Source organism: Caballeronia telluris (assembly GCF_001544495.1).
Classification (GTDB): Bacteria; Pseudomonadota; Gammaproteobacteria; order Burkholderiales; family Burkholderiaceae; genus Caballeronia; species Caballeronia telluris.
The window spans coordinates 123,330-140,574 of sequence record NZ_FCNZ02000011.1 but is presented as its reverse complement, the minus strand read 5'-3'; the positions used below and the strand labels follow the sequence as shown (position 1 = coordinate 140,574).

Annotated in this window: 10 protein-coding genes; 8 read left to right on the top strand and 2 right to left on the bottom strand. The window is 65.6% G+C overall.

Going from position 1 to position 17,245, the window contains the following annotated elements:
• The first annotated feature begins 1 nt into the window (after position 1).
• From AWB66_RS16185 to AWB66_RS16175, 3 genes are read left to right on the top strand one after another with little or no spacing between them, the layout of a single operon-like run.
• A complete protein-coding gene (locus AWB66_RS16185) occupies positions 2 to 1,576 on the top strand; it encodes a DHA2 family efflux MFS transporter permease subunit (RefSeq protein ID WP_087631256.1) in 1,575 nt (524 codons plus the stop codon).
• 23 nt (positions 1,577 to 1,599) lie between these two features.
• Positions 1,600 to 3,069: an efflux transporter outer membrane subunit gene (locus AWB66_RS16180; RefSeq protein ID WP_087631257.1), complete on the top strand. Its 1,470-nt coding sequence runs from the start codon at positions 1,600 to 1,602 to the stop codon at positions 3,067 to 3,069.
• Between the two features lie 14 nt (positions 3,070 to 3,083).
• Positions 3,084 to 3,533, top strand: coding sequence for a PaaI family thioesterase (locus tag AWB66_RS16175; RefSeq protein WP_087631258.1), 450 nt, complete (start codon positions 3,084 to 3,086; stop codon positions 3,531 to 3,533).
• Positions 3,534 to 3,575: 42 nt separating this feature from the next.
• Here AWB66_RS16175 and AWB66_RS16170 read toward each other — a convergent pair whose 3' ends face one another.
• Both AWB66_RS16170 and AWB66_RS16165 read right to left on the bottom strand, forming a co-directional pair.
• Positions 3,576 to 3,884, bottom strand: a complete 309-nt coding sequence (locus tag AWB66_RS16170) for a HigA family addiction module antitoxin (RefSeq protein WP_087631259.1) — start codon at positions 3,882 to 3,884, stop codon at positions 3,576 to 3,578.
• A 12-nt stretch (positions 3,885 to 3,896) separates the two neighbouring features.
• A complete protein-coding gene (locus AWB66_RS16165) occupies positions 3,897 to 4,175 on the bottom strand; it encodes a type II toxin-antitoxin system RelE/ParE family toxin (protein ID WP_200818996.1) in 279 nt (92 codons plus the stop codon).
• 236 nt (positions 4,176 to 4,411) lie between these two features.
• Here AWB66_RS16165 and uvrA point away from each other — a divergent pair, with 236 nt between their 5' ends.
• From uvrA to AWB66_RS16140, 5 genes are all read left to right on the top strand, one after another.
• The gene (uvrA, locus tag AWB66_RS16160; protein ID WP_087631261.1) at positions 4,412 to 10,228 is read left to right on the top strand and encodes an excinuclease ABC subunit UvrA; all 5,817 of its coding nucleotides are present in this window, start codon (positions 4,412 to 4,414) and stop codon (positions 10,226 to 10,228) included.
• 99 nt (positions 10,229 to 10,327) lie between these two features.
• Positions 10,328 to 11,572: a DUF445 domain-containing protein gene (locus tag AWB66_RS16155; RefSeq protein WP_235021134.1), complete on the top strand. Its 1,245-nt coding sequence runs from the start codon at positions 10,328 to 10,330 to the stop codon at positions 11,570 to 11,572.
• 93 nt (positions 11,573 to 11,665) lie between these two features.
• Positions 11,666 to 12,142: a nuclear transport factor 2 family protein gene (locus AWB66_RS16150; RefSeq protein WP_087631262.1), complete on the top strand. Its 477-nt coding sequence runs from the start codon at positions 11,666 to 11,668 to the stop codon at positions 12,140 to 12,142.
• A complete protein-coding gene (locus tag AWB66_RS16145) occupies positions 12,139 to 14,067 on the top strand; it encodes an amylo-alpha-1,6-glucosidase (protein WP_087631263.1) in 1,929 nt (642 codons plus the stop codon). Before AWB66_RS16150 ends, AWB66_RS16145 begins: the two co-directional genes overlap by 4 nt.
• 299 nt (positions 14,068 to 14,366) lie before the next feature.
• Entirely contained in the window at positions 14,367 to 17,093 is a 2,727-nt protein-coding gene (locus AWB66_RS16140; RefSeq protein ID WP_087631264.1) for an MGH1-like glycoside hydrolase domain-containing protein, read from the top strand.
• Positions 17,094 to 17,245: the final 152 nt, after the last annotated feature.

The following is a 17,245-nucleotide window of genomic DNA, read 5'->3' as shown; positions in this document are numbered from 1 at the left end:
CATGACCGCCTCCATTCCACTCGATCCCGCCAGCCAGCCGGTGAAGCAGCGCGTCCTGGCGTTCGCGCTGATGTGCCTCGGCTTCTTCATGGCGACGCTCGACATCCAGATCGTCGCGTCGTCGTTGAAGGACATCGGCGGCGGATTGTCGGCGAGCCAGGACGAACTGTCGTGGGTCCAGACGTCCTATCTGATCGCGGAAATTCTCGTGATTCCGATGTCCGGCTGGCTCTCGAAGGTGTTCTCGACGCGCTGGCTCTTCGTCGCGTCGGCGGTCGGCTTCACGGTCACGAGCATGCTGTGCGGCATGGCGTGGGACATCAATTCGATGATCCTCTTTCGCGGCCTGCAGGGCGCGCTCGGCGCCGCGATGATCCCGACCGTCTTCACGACCGCCTTCGTGCTCTTTCCCGGCAAGCAGCGCCTGATCGCCTCGACGACGATCGGCGCGCTCGCGTCGCTCGCGCCCGCGATCGGGCCGGTGATTGGCGGCTGGATCACGTCGCAATGGTCCTGGCACTGGCTGTTCTACCTGAACGTGGTGCCGGGCATCGCGGTCGCGGCGCTGGTGCCGAAGTACGTCCATATCGACGAACCCGATCTCAGGCTGCTCAAAAAGGGCGATTACCTCGGCATCCTGCTGATGTCGGGCTTTCTCGGCTGCCTGGAATACGTGCTCGAAGAGGGCCCGCGCAAGAACTGGTTCGGCGACGACGTGATCGTCCTGTGCGCGTGGATTTCCGGCATCTGCGGCTTCCTCTTCCTGGTGCACGCGTTCACGGCGAAGGAACCGGTCGTCGACCTGAAGGCGCTGGCCGTGCGCAACTTCGCGATCGGTAGCCTGTTGTCGTTCGTGACCGGGATCGGCATCTTCGTGTCGGTGTTTCTGACGCCCGTGTTCCTGAGCCGCGTGCGGGGTTTCGATTCGCTGGAGATCGGCATCGCGCTGCTGTCGGTGGGCTGTTTCCAGTTGCTCGCGCTCGTCGCGTATGGCTTTGCGACGCGGTTCGTCGACATGCGCATCCTGCTCGTCTTCGGTCTCGTCTGCTTCGGCGCCGGCTGCTATTTCTACGCGCCGCTCACGCACGACTGGGGCTGGCACGAACTGCTGCTGCCGCAGGCGCTGCGCGGCATCGGCCAGCAGTTCGCCGTGCCGCCGATCGTCACGATGGCGCTCGGTTCGCTGCCGCAGTCGCGCCTCAAGTCCGCGAGCGGGCTCTTCAACCTGATGCGCAATCTCGGCGGCGCGATCGGCATCGCCGTCAGCGCGACGATGCTCAACGACCGCCTGAACCTCCACTATCTGCGGCTGAACGAGAACGTGACGGTCGGGCGTCCCGAGGTCGCGGGCTTTCTCGCGCGCAGTTCGGGCCATCTGGCATCGGTCGCGGGCGATGCGCTCGATGCGTCGCAGGCGGGTCTCGCGAACCTGCATGCACTCGTGATGCGCGAGGCGCTGGTGCTCACCTTCGCCGATTGTTTCTACGTGCTGGCGCTGTGTTTCCTCGTCGGGATCGTCAGCGTGATTTTCTCGCGGCCGATTACGAGCGCGCCGCCTTCTTCCGACGCGCACTGAGTCATTCGAGCCTGGAACCGATCATGAAAAAGCTTCTCGTTGAAATCCTGGCGTGTCTGGCGCTCGCCGCGTGCGCGGTGCAGCCGGCCACGCACGCGGATCTTCCCGCCACGGTCGCGACGACCGCGCCCGCCGACTGGAGCGTCGACGTGCCGCGCGATCCCGCCGATCCGGCCGCGTGGTGGAACCAGTTCGGCGATCCGGTCCTGCACGAACTGGTGGCCTCGGTGCTGAACGACAACCTCGATGTGCAGGCCGCCGTCGAGCGCGTGAAACAGGCGCAGTCGCTGACGACGCAGCGTCGCGCGGCGCTTCTGCCGCAACTCGACGTGAATGCCGGTGCTTCCGATTCACGTCAGAACACGCCGCCGCCGCTCGGCTACGTGCGGCAGGCGGGCATCGGGCTGGCGCTCTCGTGGACGCCGGATGTGTTCGGCGGCGAGCGGCTCGAACTGCTGGCGTCGCAGGCGCAGCTCGTCGGCCGGGAGCATGCCGCCGACCAGTTGCGGCTCGCGCTGGCGGCCGATACGGCTTCCGCTTACGTCGATCTGCGCTGGGCGCAGTCGGAACTCAAGATCCTGCAGGACAACGTCGCGATCCGCGAGCGCGCGTTGCGGCTCACGCAACGTCGCCTGCAATACGGGCTGTCGACGCAACTCGACGTTTCGCGCGCGCAGAACCAGTTGAGCGACTTGCAGGCGCGCATTCCGCGCGCGCGGTCGACGATCCAGCATCAGTTGAGCCTGATCGCGGTGTATTCGGGACGCACGCCGGAATCCGTCGACCGCCTGATGCTCGCGAACGCCGGCGATTCGCCCGTGATTCCCGCGCCGACGAGCACCGTGCCGCAGATGCTGCCGTCCGACGCGCTGCTGCGCCGCCCCGACGTGCTCGCGGCCTACGCGGGCGTGCAGCAGCGCGCGGCGGAAGTCGGCGTATCGAGGGCGGAGCGCTATCCGAAATTTTCGCTGCGACTGACGGACGGCTTGCTGGCATCGTCGTATCTCGGCCTGCCGACGCTCACCGACAACCTGTTCAGCGCCGCACTCAACGCGACCAGCCCGATTTTCAACGCGGGCCGCATCACCGCCGACATCGAACAGAGCGAGAGCCGGATGCGCGAATCGGAGCTGAATCTGCGGCAGACCATGCTTCAGGCGCTGAAGGAAGTGGAGGACACGCGCAGCGATCTCGTCAGCACGACGGAATCGGCCGCGCGCCTGACCGATGCGCTCGCCGCCTCAGACAAGTCGCTCACGCTCTCGACGCAGTTATACAAGGGCGGCGCGGCGAGCTTCCTGGATGTGCTCGCGGCGCAGGAGTCGTTTCTGCAGGACGCGGATTCGCTGAATCTCGCGAAACGCGAGCATGCGCTGGCGGCAGTCGCGTTGTACCGGTCGCTCGGCGGCGGCTGGAGCCAGACGCCCGCAGGCGACGACGTCGCCGTGAACAGCACGCCTACGCTCGCGCAAGCAGTGAAGACATCGAACTGAGGAGGGAAGAAAAGATGAGCCTGATCGACGAAACGGCGGCGGGGCTGGACGGCCTGTCGCAATTGCGGACGCTGATCGCCTCGGGGCGCAAGCCGGGGATTCTGGTGTCGCTGGATTTCGACTTCGTGGAAGTGGAAGCGGGCAGGGCGGTGTTCGCGGGCATCGCCGGCGATCACGCGTACAACCCGATCGGCACCGTGCACGGCGGCTACGCGGCGACGCTGCTCGATTCGGCGTGCGGCTGCGCGGTCCACTCATGCCTCACCGCCAGCCAGGCGTACACGACGCTCGAACTGAAGGTGGCGTATCACAAGGCCGTCACGCGCGACTCCGGGCTCTTGCGCGCGGAAGGCCGCGTGCTGTCGATCGGCCGGCGCGCGGCGTTCGCGGAAGCGACGCTCAAGGACGCGAGCGGCCGCCTGCACGCCTCGGCGACGTCGACGTTGCTCGTGATCGATCGCTGAGTCGAGCGTCGAGCGGCGGGCTTGCACACACTCGCGCGCCGCTCACGCCGCTTCGCGCGGCAAAACGGTCCGCGCGATTTCTTCCGCGTGCTCCCGTTCCGCGATCTTCAGGTCGTAGGTCATCTGCAGGTTGAGCCAGGTTTGCGCGTCCCCGCCGAAATAGCGGGCGAGCCTGAGCGCCGTTTCGGGCGTCACGCCGCGACGCTCGAGCACGATGTCGTTGATGCGGTTCGCGGTGACGTCGAGCGCGCGGGCGAGCGCATTCGCGGTCATGCCGAGCGGTTCGAGGTAGTCCTCCCGCAAAATCTCGCCCGGGTGCACGGGACGCATGCCGTTCGTAAATTTGCCCATTCGTAGTCTCGTTCAGTGATAGTCGATGATCCGCACGTCGGCGGGTCCGTCCAGCGTCCATGAAAAGCACAGCCGCCACTGATTGTTCACGCGGACGCTGTAAGTATCCGAGAGCTCGCCGCGCAATATTTCCAGCCGGTTGCCCGGAGGCGTGCGCAACGCGCTCAGCGTGACAGCTTCGTCGAGCAGCGTGAGCTTGCGTTCGGCCGCGGCGAGGATATTCGCAAAACGCCGGGACCGGCCGGTTTCAAACAGCGCCTTCGTTTCGGCGCAAGCGAAAGACACAATCATTGGAATTCATTCTATGTCGTTTGCCGATAAACGGCAAACTTTTTTTTTTTTTTGCGGAACCCCGGAAGATGCGGAACGGCACCTGCTGCTCACCCGGGCACTCGTGCTTTTTGCGACAACCACTGTATGAGTGTACAGTGGCGTGCTTGTCGGCAAGAGTCATGCAGATGGCATAGGGCAGCGCGTGTCGCGTGTGGCTCAGAGACTCTCCAACCCATTGAACCGGTTAGAAAAAAGTGGCATCGAACAACGCAATCCGCATTCGCGGCGCCCGTCAGCACAACCTCAAGAATCTCGACCTCGACCTGTATACGGGCCAGATGACGGTCGTGACCGGTCCGTCCGGCTCAGGCAAGTCGAGCCTCGTCTTCGACACGCTCTACGCCGAGGGCCAGCGCCGCTACGTCGAAACGTTCAGCGCCTACGCGCGCCAGTTTCTCGACCGCATGGACCGGCCGCAGGTGGATCGCGTGGACGGCGTGCCGCCCGCCATCGCCATCGACCAGACCAACCCGGTGCGCAGTTCGCGCTCGACGGTCGGCACGATGACCGAGCTCAACGACCACCTGAAGCTCTTCTACGCGCGCGCGGCCGAGTTGTTCGACCGGAAGACGTCGCATCAGGTGCGCCACGACACGCCCGAGACGATCTACGCCGAACTGCTGGAACGCACGCGCACGGCCGATCCGCGCATCGCGATCACGTTTCCGGTCGAACTGCCCGACACCGCGAGCGACGACGAAGTCACGCAATGGCTCTCGGCGAGCGGCTACACGCGCGTGCAGGCGAAGCGCCACGTCGAGACCGAGAGCGGGCCGCGCCAGTTGCTCGACGTCGTCGCGGACCGTTTCCGCCCGCAGAGCACCGAGCGCTCGCGCGCGCTCGAAGCGATCGAAAGCGCGCTCTTGCGCGGCACGGGCCGCGTGAACGTCTACGTGCTGGCGGACGAGGGCGAGCCGGACATCTGGCGCTTCTCCACCGGCCTGCACAGCCCCGAAAGCGACATCCGCTACGCCGATCCGCAGCCTGCGCTCTTCTCGTTCAATTCGGCCTACGGCGCGTGCGAGACGTGCCGGGGCTTCGGCCGGGTGATCGGCGTGGACCTGGGCCTCGTCATCCCCGACGAGCGCAAGACGCTCAAGGAAGGCGCGATCAAGACGCTGCAAACGCCCGCCTGGCGCGAGAATCACGACGACCTGATCCGCTATGGCGCGAAAGCGGGCATTCGGCTCGGAATTCCATGGAGCGAACTCACGCAGAAGGAACGCGACTGGGTCATCAAGGGCTCGCCGGACTGGACGGGCAAGTGGGGCAATCAGTGGTACGGCGTGCAGCGTTTTTTCGATTACCTCGAATCGAAGGCGTACAAGATGCACATTCGCGTGCTGCTGTCGAAATATCGCAGCTACACGAAATGTCCGGCGTGCGACGGCGCTCGCCTCAAGACCGAAGCGCTCCTGTGGCGCCTCGGCACGAAGGAGCAGGCCGACGCGGTGCTCAGTCCCGCCGACCGCTTCCTGCCGACCGGCGTCGACTGGACGCGCGCGCAACTCGAATCGCTGCCCGGCCTCACGCTGCACGACCTGATGCTGATGCCGATCGAGCGCATCCGCCGCTTCTTCGATTCGCTGACGCTGCCGAGCACGCTGCTCGACGAAGCGCTGAAGCTGCTGCACGCCGAAGTGCGCACCCGCCTGAAATATCTCTGCGATGTCGGGCTCGGCTATCTGACGCTCGATCGCCAGAGCCGCACGCTATCGGGCGGCGAAGTCCAGCGCATCAACCTGACGACGGCGCTCGGCACGTCGCTCGTCAACACGCTTTTTGTGCTCGATGAACCCAGCATCGGCCTGCATCCGCGCGACCTGAACCGCATCGTCGAGGCGATGCACCGGCTGCGCGACGCGGGCAACACGCTCGTCGTGGTGGAGCACGATCCGTCCGTGATGCTCGCCGCCGATCGTCTGATCGACATGGGGCCGGGCCCCGGCGAGCGCGGCGGCGACATCGTCTACGACGGCACCCCGAACGAGATCCAGCATAGCGATACGCTCACGGGCGCCTATCTCGGCGGCCGCAAGCATGTCGCGCATGCGTCGAACTGGCTGCGGCGCGCGGTCGATCAAAGCACGCCGCGTCTCGTGCTCGAAGGCGCGAGCGAACACAACCTGCGCGACGTGACGGTCGAGATTCCGTTGCAGCGGCTCGTCTGCGTGACGGGCGTTTCGGGCTCGGGCAAATCGACGCTGATTCAGGACGTGCTCGCGCCCGCGCTCGCCCGCCATTTCGGCAAGGCGACGGACGCGCCCGGCGCGTTCCGTTCGCTGACGGGCGCGGATCAACTGAGCGACGTGATTTTCGTCGACCAGTCGCCGATCGGGCGCACGGCGCGCTCGAATCCGGCGAGCTATGTCGGCGCGTTCGACGAAATCCGCAAGCTGTTCGCGAAAGCGCCGCTCGCCCTGCAGCGCGGCTACAGCGCGAGCATGTTCAGCTTCAATTCGGGCGACGGCCGCTGCCCGACCTGCGGCGGCTCGGGCTTCGAGCACGTCGAAATGCAGTTCCTGAGCGACGTCTATCTACGTTGCCCGGATTGCGACGGCCGGCGTTATCGCGCGGAAATTCTCGAAGTGAAGATCGAGCGCGGCGCGCGCGGCCTGAGCGTCGCGGACGTGCTCGACCTGACGGTGAGCGAAGCCGTCGCGCTGTTCGCCGACGACGCCGAAGTGCTGCGCGTCCTTCAGCCGATCGTCGATGTCGGGCTGGAATACGTGAAGCTCGGCCAGCCGGTGCCGACGCTCTCGGGCGGCGAAGCGCAGCGTCTAAAGCTGGCGGGCTTTCTTGCAGAAACGTCTCAGACAAAGGGCGGGAAGGCGGGCCGTCTCTTCATGTTCGACGAACCGACCACCGGCCTTCATTTCGACGATATCGCCAAGCTGATGCAAGCGCTGCGTCGATTGCTGGAGCGCGGTCATTCGCTGATCGTGATCGAGCATAACCTCGACGTGATCCGCGCCGCCGACTGGATCGTCGATCTCGGCCCTGAAGGCGGCGATGGCGGCGGGCAGGTCGTGTGCGTCGGCACGCCGGACGACGTCGGCGCGTGCGAGCAGTCGCACACCGGCCGCGCGCTCCTCGACTACGAGGAAGCGATGGCGCCGGGCGCCGCCGAGAAGCGCAGCGCGGGCGTGCCGCTGCAACTCGCGGCGGAAGTGGCGAGCGCGCGCCGCGCGTTGCAGGGCGAGGACGTCGTGCGCATCGTGAACGCGCGCGAGCACAACCTGAAGTCGCTCGACGTGGACATTCCGCACGGCAAGTTCAACGTCATCACGGGCGTGTCCGGCTCGGGCAAGTCGACGCTCGCGTTCGACATCCTGTTCCACGAAGGCCAGCGGCGCTATCTGGAGTCGCTGAACGCGTATGCGCGCTCGATCGTACAGCCGGCCGGGCGCCCGGAAGTGGACGCGGTCTACGGCATTCCGCCGACCGTCGCCATCGAGCAGCGTTTGTCGCGCGGCGGCCGCAAGAGCACGGTCGCGACGACCTCCGAAGTCTGGCACTTCCTGCGCCTGCTGTACGTGAAACTCGGCATTCAGCATTGCGTCCACGACGGCGCGCCGGTTCAGGCGCAGAGCGCCGAATCGATCGCCGCGCAAATCCTGCGCGACTACAAGGGGCAGCATGTCGGGCTGCTGGCGCCGCTCGTCGTGAACCGGAAGGGCGTCTATACCGACATCGCGAAGTGGGCGAAGGCGCGCGGCAATACGCATTTGCGCGTCGATGGCGAATTTCTGCCGGTGAGTCCGTGGCCGAAGCTCGACCGCTTTCGCGAGCATACGATCGAACTGCCGGTCGGCGACCTGATCGTGTCGACGGACGGCGAAAGCGAACTTCGCAGGCTGCTCGACGAGACGCTCGAAGTCGGCAAGGGCGTGATGCATCTGCTCGCGCCGCTCGACGGACTGCACGGGGCGCTTTCCAACGGACATCGGCGCGGCAAGGAAGAAACGCGCGTCTTTTCGACCAAGCGCGCGTGTCCGGTCTGCGGCACGAGCTATCCGGAACTCGATCCGCGCATGGTCTCCTACAACAGCAAGCACGGCTGGTGCAACACCTGCGTCGGCACGGGCCTGAAACTCACGCGCGAGCAACGCGCCGTCTACGACGACACGATCCTCGCCGGCGACGATCGCGGCCGCGAACAGACCATCGGTTCGGTCGAGCAGGAACCGGACGACGTGGTGGACGTGCCGTGTCCCGACTGCGAGGGCACACGCCTGAACGACGTGGCGCGCGCGGTGACGTTCGGCAATTACCCGATCACGGAAGTCGGCCGCTGGACGGTGAGCGACACGCGCGAATGGGTGTCGAAGCTCGCGCTGAAAGGCCGCGAAGCCGACATCGCGCGCGATGTCGTCAGCGAAATCGAAGGGCGGCTGCAATTTCTGGAGGAAGTGGGGCTCGGCTATCTCAGCCTCGACCGCGCCGCGCCGACGCTTTCCGGCGGCGAAGCGCAGCGCATCCGGCTCGCGGCGCAGCTCGGCAGCAATCTGCAGGGCGTCTGCTATGTGCTCGACGAGCCGACGATCGGCCTGCATCCGCGCGACAACCAGATCCTGCTCGACGCGCTCAAGAAACTCGGCGACAAGGGCAATACGCTCGTGGTCGTCGAGCACGACGAAGACACGATCCGCCGCGCGGATCACATCATCGACATCGGGCCGGGCGCGGGCAAGCGCGGCGGAACGGTGGTGGCGCAGGGCGGCGTCGGCGATCTGGCGGCGCACAAGGATTCGCTGACGGGCCAGTTTCTCGCGAACCCGATCGTGCATCCGCTGAAGCCGCGCCGCGACGTGCGCGCCGCCACGGCGAAACGCACGGCGGTGCCCGAACAATGGCTGACCGTGGAACGCGCGACGCTACACAACCTGCGCAACGTGACGGCGAGCTTGCCGCTCGGACGGCTCGTCGCGATCACGGGCGTCTCCGGCTCCGGCAAGTCGACGCTCGCGCGCGACGTGCTGATGACCAATCTGCTTGACGCCGTGGGCCGGTCGGTGCTGTCGTCGCCGGCGACGCGACGCGCCCGCAAGGTGGCGCAAGCCGACGCGCCCGCGCGCAACCGCGCGAGCGTGCTGTCGCGCGAGGCGCCCCGTCCGAAGTTCGAAGTCGCGCACACCTGGCAGGGCTGCGCGGGCGTGACGGGCTGGGAGTCGATCGATCGCGTGCTGGAAGTCGACCAGACGCCGATCGGCAAAACGCCGCGCTCGTGTCCGGCGACGTATATCGGCATGTGGGACACGATCCGCAAGCTCTTCGCCGACACGCTCGAAGCCCGCGCGCGCGGTTATACGCCGTCGCGCTTCTCGTTCAACACCGGCGACGGCCGTTGCCCGGCGTGCGAGGGGCAGGGCGTTCGCACCATCGCGATGAGTTTCCTGCCGGACGTCAAGGTGCCGTGCGACGTCTGTCACGGCCAGCGTTTCAATCCGGAAACGCTCGCGGTGACGTGGCGCGGCAAGAACATCGGCGAAGTGCTGACGATGGAGATCGACGAAGCGGTCGAGTTCTTCGGCTCGATGACGAGCATCGCCCATCCGCTTCAGTTGATGAAGGACGTCGGGCTGGGTTATCTGACGCTCGGGCAGCCTTCGCCGACGCTTTCCGGCGGCGAGGCGCAGCGCATCAAGCTGGTGACGGAGCTGTCGAAGGTGCGCGACGACGTGACGCGGCGCGGGCAGAAGGTGCCGCATACGCTTTACGTGCTCGACGAGCCGACCGTCGGGCTGCACATGGCCGACGTCGCGAAGCTGATTCGCGTGCTGCATCGGCTGGTCGACGGCGGCCATAGCGTGGTGGTGATCGAGCACGATCTCGACGTGATCGCGGAAGCCGACTGGGTGATCGATCTCGGTCCCGAAGGCGGCGTGAACGGCGGGATGATCGTCGCGGCCGCCGACCCGGAGACGCTTGCACGGAACACGCGCAGTCATACGGGCGCGGCGCTGGTGCCGGTACTGGCGCGGGTGGCGGCGCAAGTGGACGCGGCCTGACCGCGAAACCCAACCCGGGGTATGCTTGCCTCCTCGATCAATCAGGACCAGAACAAAGCCAAGATGGAAACGCAGGATAAATCGGCAGCATTGAACAGGATGAAGTGGTTCGCGGCGGGTCTGCTCGTCGCGGCGGGGGCATTGTTCGCGCTCGCGAAGAGCCAGCACGACGCGGGTCTGTGGGCATGGGTCGCCGCGTTCGCGGAGGCCGCCATGGTCGGCGCGCTCGCCGACTGGTTCGCCGTCGTCGCGCTGTTTCGGCACCCGCTCGGCGTGCCGATCCCGCACACGGCCATCCTGCCCGCCAACAAGGCGCGCGTCGCGGACAACCTCGCCGCGTTCGTGCGCGACCGCTTTCTCAGCACCGATGCGCTCGTCGATCGCGTGAGTGCATTCGATCCGGCCAGCCGCCTCTCGATGTGGCTCGCCGAGCCGAAAAACGCCGAGTTGCTCGGCAAGAAGGCGGTGGCGTCCGCGAGCCAGTTGCTGAGTTTCATCGACGACGAGCGCATCAAGACGATGCTCCATGACGCGCTGCGCCGTCGCGCCGACAAGTTCGATCTTGCGGGCGCGGCGGGCGGACTGCTGTCGACGCTCACCGCCGACCAGCGCCATCAGTTGCTGCTCGACGAAGGCCTGCGCGAACTTGCGCAATGGCTCGATCGCGGCGAAGTGCAGCAGATGCTCGCCGACAAGATCGTCCAGGTGGCGGGAGAGGAGTATCCGAAGCTCGTCGGCGCGCTCGGTTTCATCGGCCTGAACGCCGAAGAACTGGGCAACAAGTTCGCGGCCGGCCTCGTGCGGGGCGCGAACACGTGGCTGCACGACATCAGCAGCGATCCCGAACACGAGCGCCGCAAGGCGTTCGACCGCGCGGTGGAAGGATTCGTCGAGCGCCTTAAGTCAGATCCGGCGTTCAAGGCGCGCATCGACGAACACAAGCGGCAGTGGCTCGAGCGCCCGGAACTGCGTGCTTACATCAACGGTCTGTGGGATGAATTCACCGCCTGGCTGCACGCCGATCTCGTCAAGCCGGATTCGACGCTGCACGCGAAGGTGGTGAGCGTCGCGGCGACGTTCGCGCAGGCGCTCGGCGGCGATCCCGCGTTGCGCGACTCCATCAACGAGCACATGCGCGACGCGCTGAAGGCAATGGCGCCGGAATTGCGCGAGGGCATCGCGAAGCACATCGCGACGACCGTGCGCCAGTGGGACGATGCAACGCTCGTGCGCGACGTCGAACTGAACATCGGACGCGACCTGCAGTTCATCCGGGTGAACGGCACGCTGGTGGGCGGCGCGGTCGGTCTGCTGATTCATGCGGTGACGATCATGACCGTGTGAGGTGCGCGTCGAGGCATGGGCCATCGATCGACGCCGTTCACGCGATGTTTTCGGAGTTGTTTTCAGAAGCCTCACCTGACGAGCTAAAGAAACATGGCAAATCCGAACGCCGAACTGATCGAGCGCTTCTATCGCGCGTTTCAGGATGTCGACGCCGAGGCGATGGCCGCGTGCTACGCGCGTGACATCCGCTTCGAAGACCCGGTGTTCGGCGTGCTGCGCGGGCGCGAAGCGGGCGACATGTGGCGCATGCTGCTGGCCCGCGCGGAAGACTTTTCCCTGACGTACACCGACATCAAGGCCACCGGCCAGACGGTGACTGCGAACTGCGTCGCGACGTATCGGTTCTCGCGCACACGGCGCACGGTGGCGAACGAGATTAGCTCCAGGTTCGCGATCCGCGACGGCGAGATCGTGGAACAAACCGATAGCTTCGATCTTTGGCGCTGGAGCCGGCAGGCACTCGGACTGAAGGGCTGGCTGCTCGGCGGGAGTTCGATCATGCAAAACCGGATTCGCGGGGACGCGCGCAAGGGACTCGCGGAATTTCGCCGGAAGTCGGAATCGTGACGCGCCTCGACGCGCCTTTCGAGCGGCAGCGCCTTGAAGACGAATGGCTCGAAGCGGATGGCTTCGGCGGCTTCGCTTCGGGGACGGTCGGCACGATGCGCACGCGCCGTTATCACGCGCTCTTGCTCACGGCGACGCAACCGCCGGCGGGACGCGTCGTGCTCGTCAATGGCGTCGAGGCATGGCTTGACATGGACGGCACTCGCGTTGCGCTGACGATGCAGCACTACGCGCCCGATGTGCTGTATCCGGACGCGACGGCGAACCTGCTTTCCTTCGACACCGCGCCGTGGCCGACCTGGCGCTACCGCATCGGTGCGCGTGCGATGCTGATCGCCGAGCTGTTCGTCGCGAAGGAGAGCCGCGAGACGGTCCTGCGCTGGCGATTCGAAGGCGCCGACGTGCCCCGCAATGCGACGCTGAGCGTGCGTCCGCTGCTCTCGGGCCGCGACTATCACGCGCTGCATCACGAGAACCCTGCGCTGGATTTTTCCGCGCATATCGACGGCGAATGCGCGAGCTGGCAGCCCTATGGCGACCTGCCGGCAATCGTCGCCGCGACGAACGGCGTCTACGTGCACGCGCCCGACTGGTATCGCAATTTTTGTTACGCGCGCGAACGCGAGCGCGGTCTCGATTTCACCGAAGACCTCGCCACGCCGGGCATGTTTTCCTTCGATTTCGCGCACCATGAAGCGGTGATGATCCTCAGCGCGGGCGCGGATTCGTCGGCGGTGCGGATACCCACGCACGAGCGCGCCGCCGCGCTTGCCGTCATCGAACAACAGCGCCGCACGGCGCTCGGCTCGCGCCTGCAGCGTTCCGCCGACGCCTACGTGATCGCGCGTCGTGACGGACACACTATCCTCGCGGGATTCCCGTGGTTCACCGACTGGGGCCGCGACACGTTCATCGCAATGCGCGGCTTGCTGATCACGCAAGGGCGGCTTCAATACGCCGAGTCGATCCTTCTGGAATGGGCAGACATGCTGTCCGAAGGCATGCTGCCGAACCGTTTTCCCGATCGCGGCGGCATACCGGAATACAACGCCGTCGACGCCTCGCTCTGGTTTGCTGTTGCAGCGCACGACTATCTCGCGACCGGCCACGCGCTCGTGGCGACGAGAAGCCGGCTGCAGCGCGCCATCGATGCGATTCTCGAAGGCTACTCGCAAGGCACGCGGTTTGGCATAGTCGTCGACGAAGACGGCCTCGTTCGCGCCGGCGTGCCGGGCGTCCAGTTGACATGGATGGACGCGAAGGTCGGCGACTTCGTGGTCACGCCTCGCATCGGCAAGCCGGTGGAAGTGCAGGCGTTGTGGATCAACGCGCTGCACGTCGCGGCCGAGTGGAACCCGCGCTGGGCCGAAGCCGAAGCGCGTGCGCGCGACGCGTTCCTGCAACGCTTCGTCGATCCGTCGACGGGCGCGCTGTTCGATCTCGTCGACGTCGATCACGTGCCGGGCACAATCGACCGCTCCATCCGGCCGAACCAGATATTCGCTGCCGGCGGGCTGCCGTTTGCGCTTGTGGAGGACGCGACGGCCGACGCGGTGCTCTCGCAGGTCGAGGCGCATCTTCTGACGCCGCTCGGCTTGCGCACGCTCGCCCCTTCCGATCCGGCGTATCGCGGGACTTATGCAGGCGCTATTTTCGAACGCGACTCGGCGTATCACCAGGGCACCGTGTGGCCGTGGCTGATCGGGCCGTTCATTCAGGCGTGGGTGCGCCTGCGTGGCGCGCAAGGCGTGCGCGAACGCTTCCTCGCGCCGCTTTACGCGCATCTGGATCATGGCGGGCTCGACCACATCTGCGAAGTGGCGGACGGCGACGCACCTCATGCGCCCGGCGGAACGCCCTGTCAGGCGTGGTCGCTCGGCGAATTGCTGCGCATCGAAAAGCTGCTCGGCGAGCATGGCGGCTGATGTGCCTGCCACGCGCACACTGCGTTCAACACACTCCGCGATCTTTCCCGTTCCAAACATCACCATCCACCTGTCGCTCAATCGATGGATCGATGTTAGCAATACCGAGCTTTTGCCTGTCCAGCGGTTTTTTCATCGTTGGCCGTTCGGCCGAGTTGCAGACACGGCAGCCGCATCGGTAGGCTTTGCTTCACTGCCGGCCGAACACAGCGTCCGCCAAACGCGCTAAATTGTGGGTCGTTTCGCCGGCGGTGAAGTGTCGAATGAAATGCCGACCGTTCAGAAAAGAGGAGAAAGTCATGCCGCCCCTGCGCGCCACCAATGTGCTCGAGACCATCGAGGGAGCCCGACTCCATTCTTCCGAATGCGGCCGCTGGCAGCGCTGGGGCCCGTATCTGAGCGAGCGTCAGTGGGGGACCGTGCGCGAGGATTACAGCGAAAACGGCACCGCCTGGGACTATTTCCCGCACGATCACGCGCGCAGCCGGGCATACCGCTGGGGCGAGGACGGCATCGCCGGCTTCGGCGACGACAAGCTCAGCTGGTGCGCCTCGCTCGCGCTCTGGAACGGCCGCGATCCGATCCTCAAGGAACGCCTCTTCGGGCTCACGAACGAGCAGGGCAATCACGGCGAGGACGTGAAGGAACTGTACTTCTACCTCGACGGCACGCCCACGCATTCCTATATGCGCATGCTGTACAAGTACCCGCAGGCCGCGTATCCGTACGACGACCTCGTCCGCGAGAACGCCGCGCGCGGTCCGGACCGGCCGGAGTACGAAATCCTCGATACCGGCGTGTTCGACGACAACCGCTACTTCGACGTGCAAGTGGAGTACGCGAAGCACACCGCAGATGACATCGTGATGCGCGTGACCGTCGAGAATCGCGCATCGGACGCCGCCGCGCTCGACGTCCTGCCGTTGTTCTGGGCGCGCAACACGTGGTCGTGGAAGCCGGCGCAGAAGAAACCGTCGCTCACGCTCGCGACGAACGCGGGCGAGCCGCACGTCGTCGCGCGCCATGACGGGCATGAGCCGATGGTCGTCACCGCATCGGCGCAGGGCGGGAAGCTCGACTGGCTCTTCTGTGAGAACGAGACCAACGTCAGGCGCATGTTCGACATGGACGGCCCCGGCCCGTTCAAGGACGGCTTCAACGACTACATCGTGCATCGCGATGAACAGGCCGTCAGCCGCGCGTCGGGCACGCGCGCGGCGCCCCACGTGCATCTGGAGCTGGAAGCCCACGGCCGCGCGGTCGTGACGATGCGCTGGCGGCCCGAGTCGGCGCCGGACGTCGTGCCGCTCGACATCGACGCGCTGTTTTCGCGCCGCATCGCCGAGGCCGACGCGTTCTACGCCGCGCTGCAAGGCGATATCGAGAGCGCCGATGCGCGCCTCGTGCAGCGGCAGGCGCTCGCGGGCATGCTGTGGTCGAAGCAGTATTACCAGTTCGACGTCACGCGCTGGATGGACGGCGACCCCGCGCAGCCAAAGCCGCCGAAGGGTCGCCGGCACGGCCGGAACGCCGACTGGCGGCATCTGTGCAACGCGGACATCGTCTCGATGCCGGACAAGTGGGAATACCCGTGGTACGCGTCGTGGGATCTTGCGTTTCATGCGGCGGCCTTCGCGCTGATCGATCCGGCGTTCGCCAAGCGTCAGTTGCTGCTGCTCGTCAAGGACCGCTACCAGCATCCGAACGGCCAGTTGCCGGCCTACGAATGGGCTTTCGGCGACGCCAATCCGCCGGTGCACGCGTGGGCGACGTGGCGCGTCTACGAGATCGACCGCGCGATCACCGGCAAGGGCGATCGCGACTTTCTCGAACTCGTGTTTCACAAGCTGCTGCTGAATTTTTCGTGGTGGGTGAATCGCAAGGACGCCGACGGCCACAATATTTTCCAGGGCGGCTTTCTTGGACTGGACAACGTGGGCATCTTCGACCGCTCGTCCGCGCTGCCCACCGGCGGCCATATCGATCAGGCCGACGGCACCGCGTGGATGGCCGCGTACGCACTCGACCTGATGCGCATCGCGCTGGAACTGGCGTACGCGAATCACGTGTTCGTCGACATCGCGGTGAAGTTCTTCGAGCACTTTCTGTACATCGCGGAGGCCGTCAGTTGCGAGGACGGCTGCGACACGGGCCTCTGGGACACCCCGGACGAATTCTTCTACGACAAACTGCGGCTGCCCGACGGCACCAACGTGCCGATGCGCATCCGCTCGATCGTCGGGCTGATCCCGCTCTTTGCCGTGCACGTGCTGGAGCAGAGCGTGCACGGCGATTTGCCCGGCCTGCGGGACCGGCTCGTGTGGTTCCTCGAACATCGGCCGGATCTGGCGCGGCTCGTGTCGCGCTGGAACGAACCGGGCAAGGGCAATAGCCTGCTGTTGTCGCTATTGCGCGGCCACCGGATGAAGGCGCTCCTCAAGCGCATGCTCGACGAATCCGAGTTTCTTTCCGATCATGGCGTGCGGGCGCTGTCGCGCGTGCATCGCGACGAGCCGTTCGTGTTTCATCACAACGGCGACAGCTTTTGCGTGCGGTATTTGCCGGCGGAGTCGAATTCGCGGGTCTTCGGCGGCAATTCGAACTGGCGCGGGCCGGTGTGGATGCCGGTCAATTATCTGCTGATCGAATCGCTGTACGAGTTTCATCGGTATTACGGCGACGAGTTTCGCGTCGAATATCCGACGGGTTCGGGACACTGTTTGTCGCTTTCCGAAATCGCCGACGAACTCGCACGCCGCGTGACGACGCTGTTTCTCCTGGACAAAAACGGCGAACGGCCCGTGATGGCGGCGTATCCGCTGCTTCAGGCCGACCCGAAATCGCGCGATCTCGTGCTCTTTCACGAATATTTTCATGGCGACAACGGACGCGGGGTGGGAGCGTCGCATCAGACCGGATGGACCGGACTCGTTGCGCTGCTGCTCCAGCCTCGGGCAATGGGACCGTCCGGCGTCGTGCCGGTGGCGGGCGATGCGGTGGAGGAAGAACTCGTCGCCGTCAAGTGATTTTATTACCGCGACAATCGTATTAGTCATCTGATTCAGTGGAATTGCCCATTGAGAAAGCGGGCGTCGGCGTGCTAAAACGTAAGCACGATGATTCCCACGCGGGCGCAGTCGTAAAACTTATTTGGCGTAATTCGTTATTTGATGAGGCA

Excerpts from the sequence above, each read along its gene's own strand:
- AWB66_RS16185 (WP_087631256.1), top strand. The coding sequence starts at position 2 with ATGACCGCCTCCATTCCACTCGATCCCGCCAGCCAGCCGGTGAAGCAG.
- AWB66_RS16180 (WP_087631257.1), top strand. The coding sequence starts at position 1,600 with ATGAAAAAGCTTCTCGTTGAAATCCTGGCGTGTCTGGCGCTCGCCGCG.
- AWB66_RS16175 (WP_087631258.1), top strand. The coding sequence starts at position 3,084 with ATGAGCCTGATCGACGAAACGGCGGCGGGGCTGGACGGCCTGTCGCAA.
- AWB66_RS16170 (WP_087631259.1), bottom strand. The coding sequence starts at position 3,884 with ATGGGCAAATTTACGAACGGCATGCGTCCCGTGCACCCGGGCGAGATT.
- AWB66_RS16165 (WP_200818996.1), bottom strand. The coding sequence starts at position 4,175 with ATGATTGTGTCTTTCGCTTGCGCCGAAACGAAGGCGCTGTTTGAAACC.
- AWB66_RS16155 (WP_235021134.1), top strand. The coding sequence starts at position 10,328 with ATGAAGTGGTTCGCGGCGGGTCTGCTCGTCGCGGCGGGGGCATTGTTC.
- AWB66_RS16150 (WP_087631262.1), top strand. The coding sequence starts at position 11,666 with ATGGCAAATCCGAACGCCGAACTGATCGAGCGCTTCTATCGCGCGTTT.
- AWB66_RS16140 (WP_087631264.1), top strand. The coding sequence starts at position 14,367 with ATGCCGCCCCTGCGCGCCACCAATGTGCTCGAGACCATCGAGGGAGCC.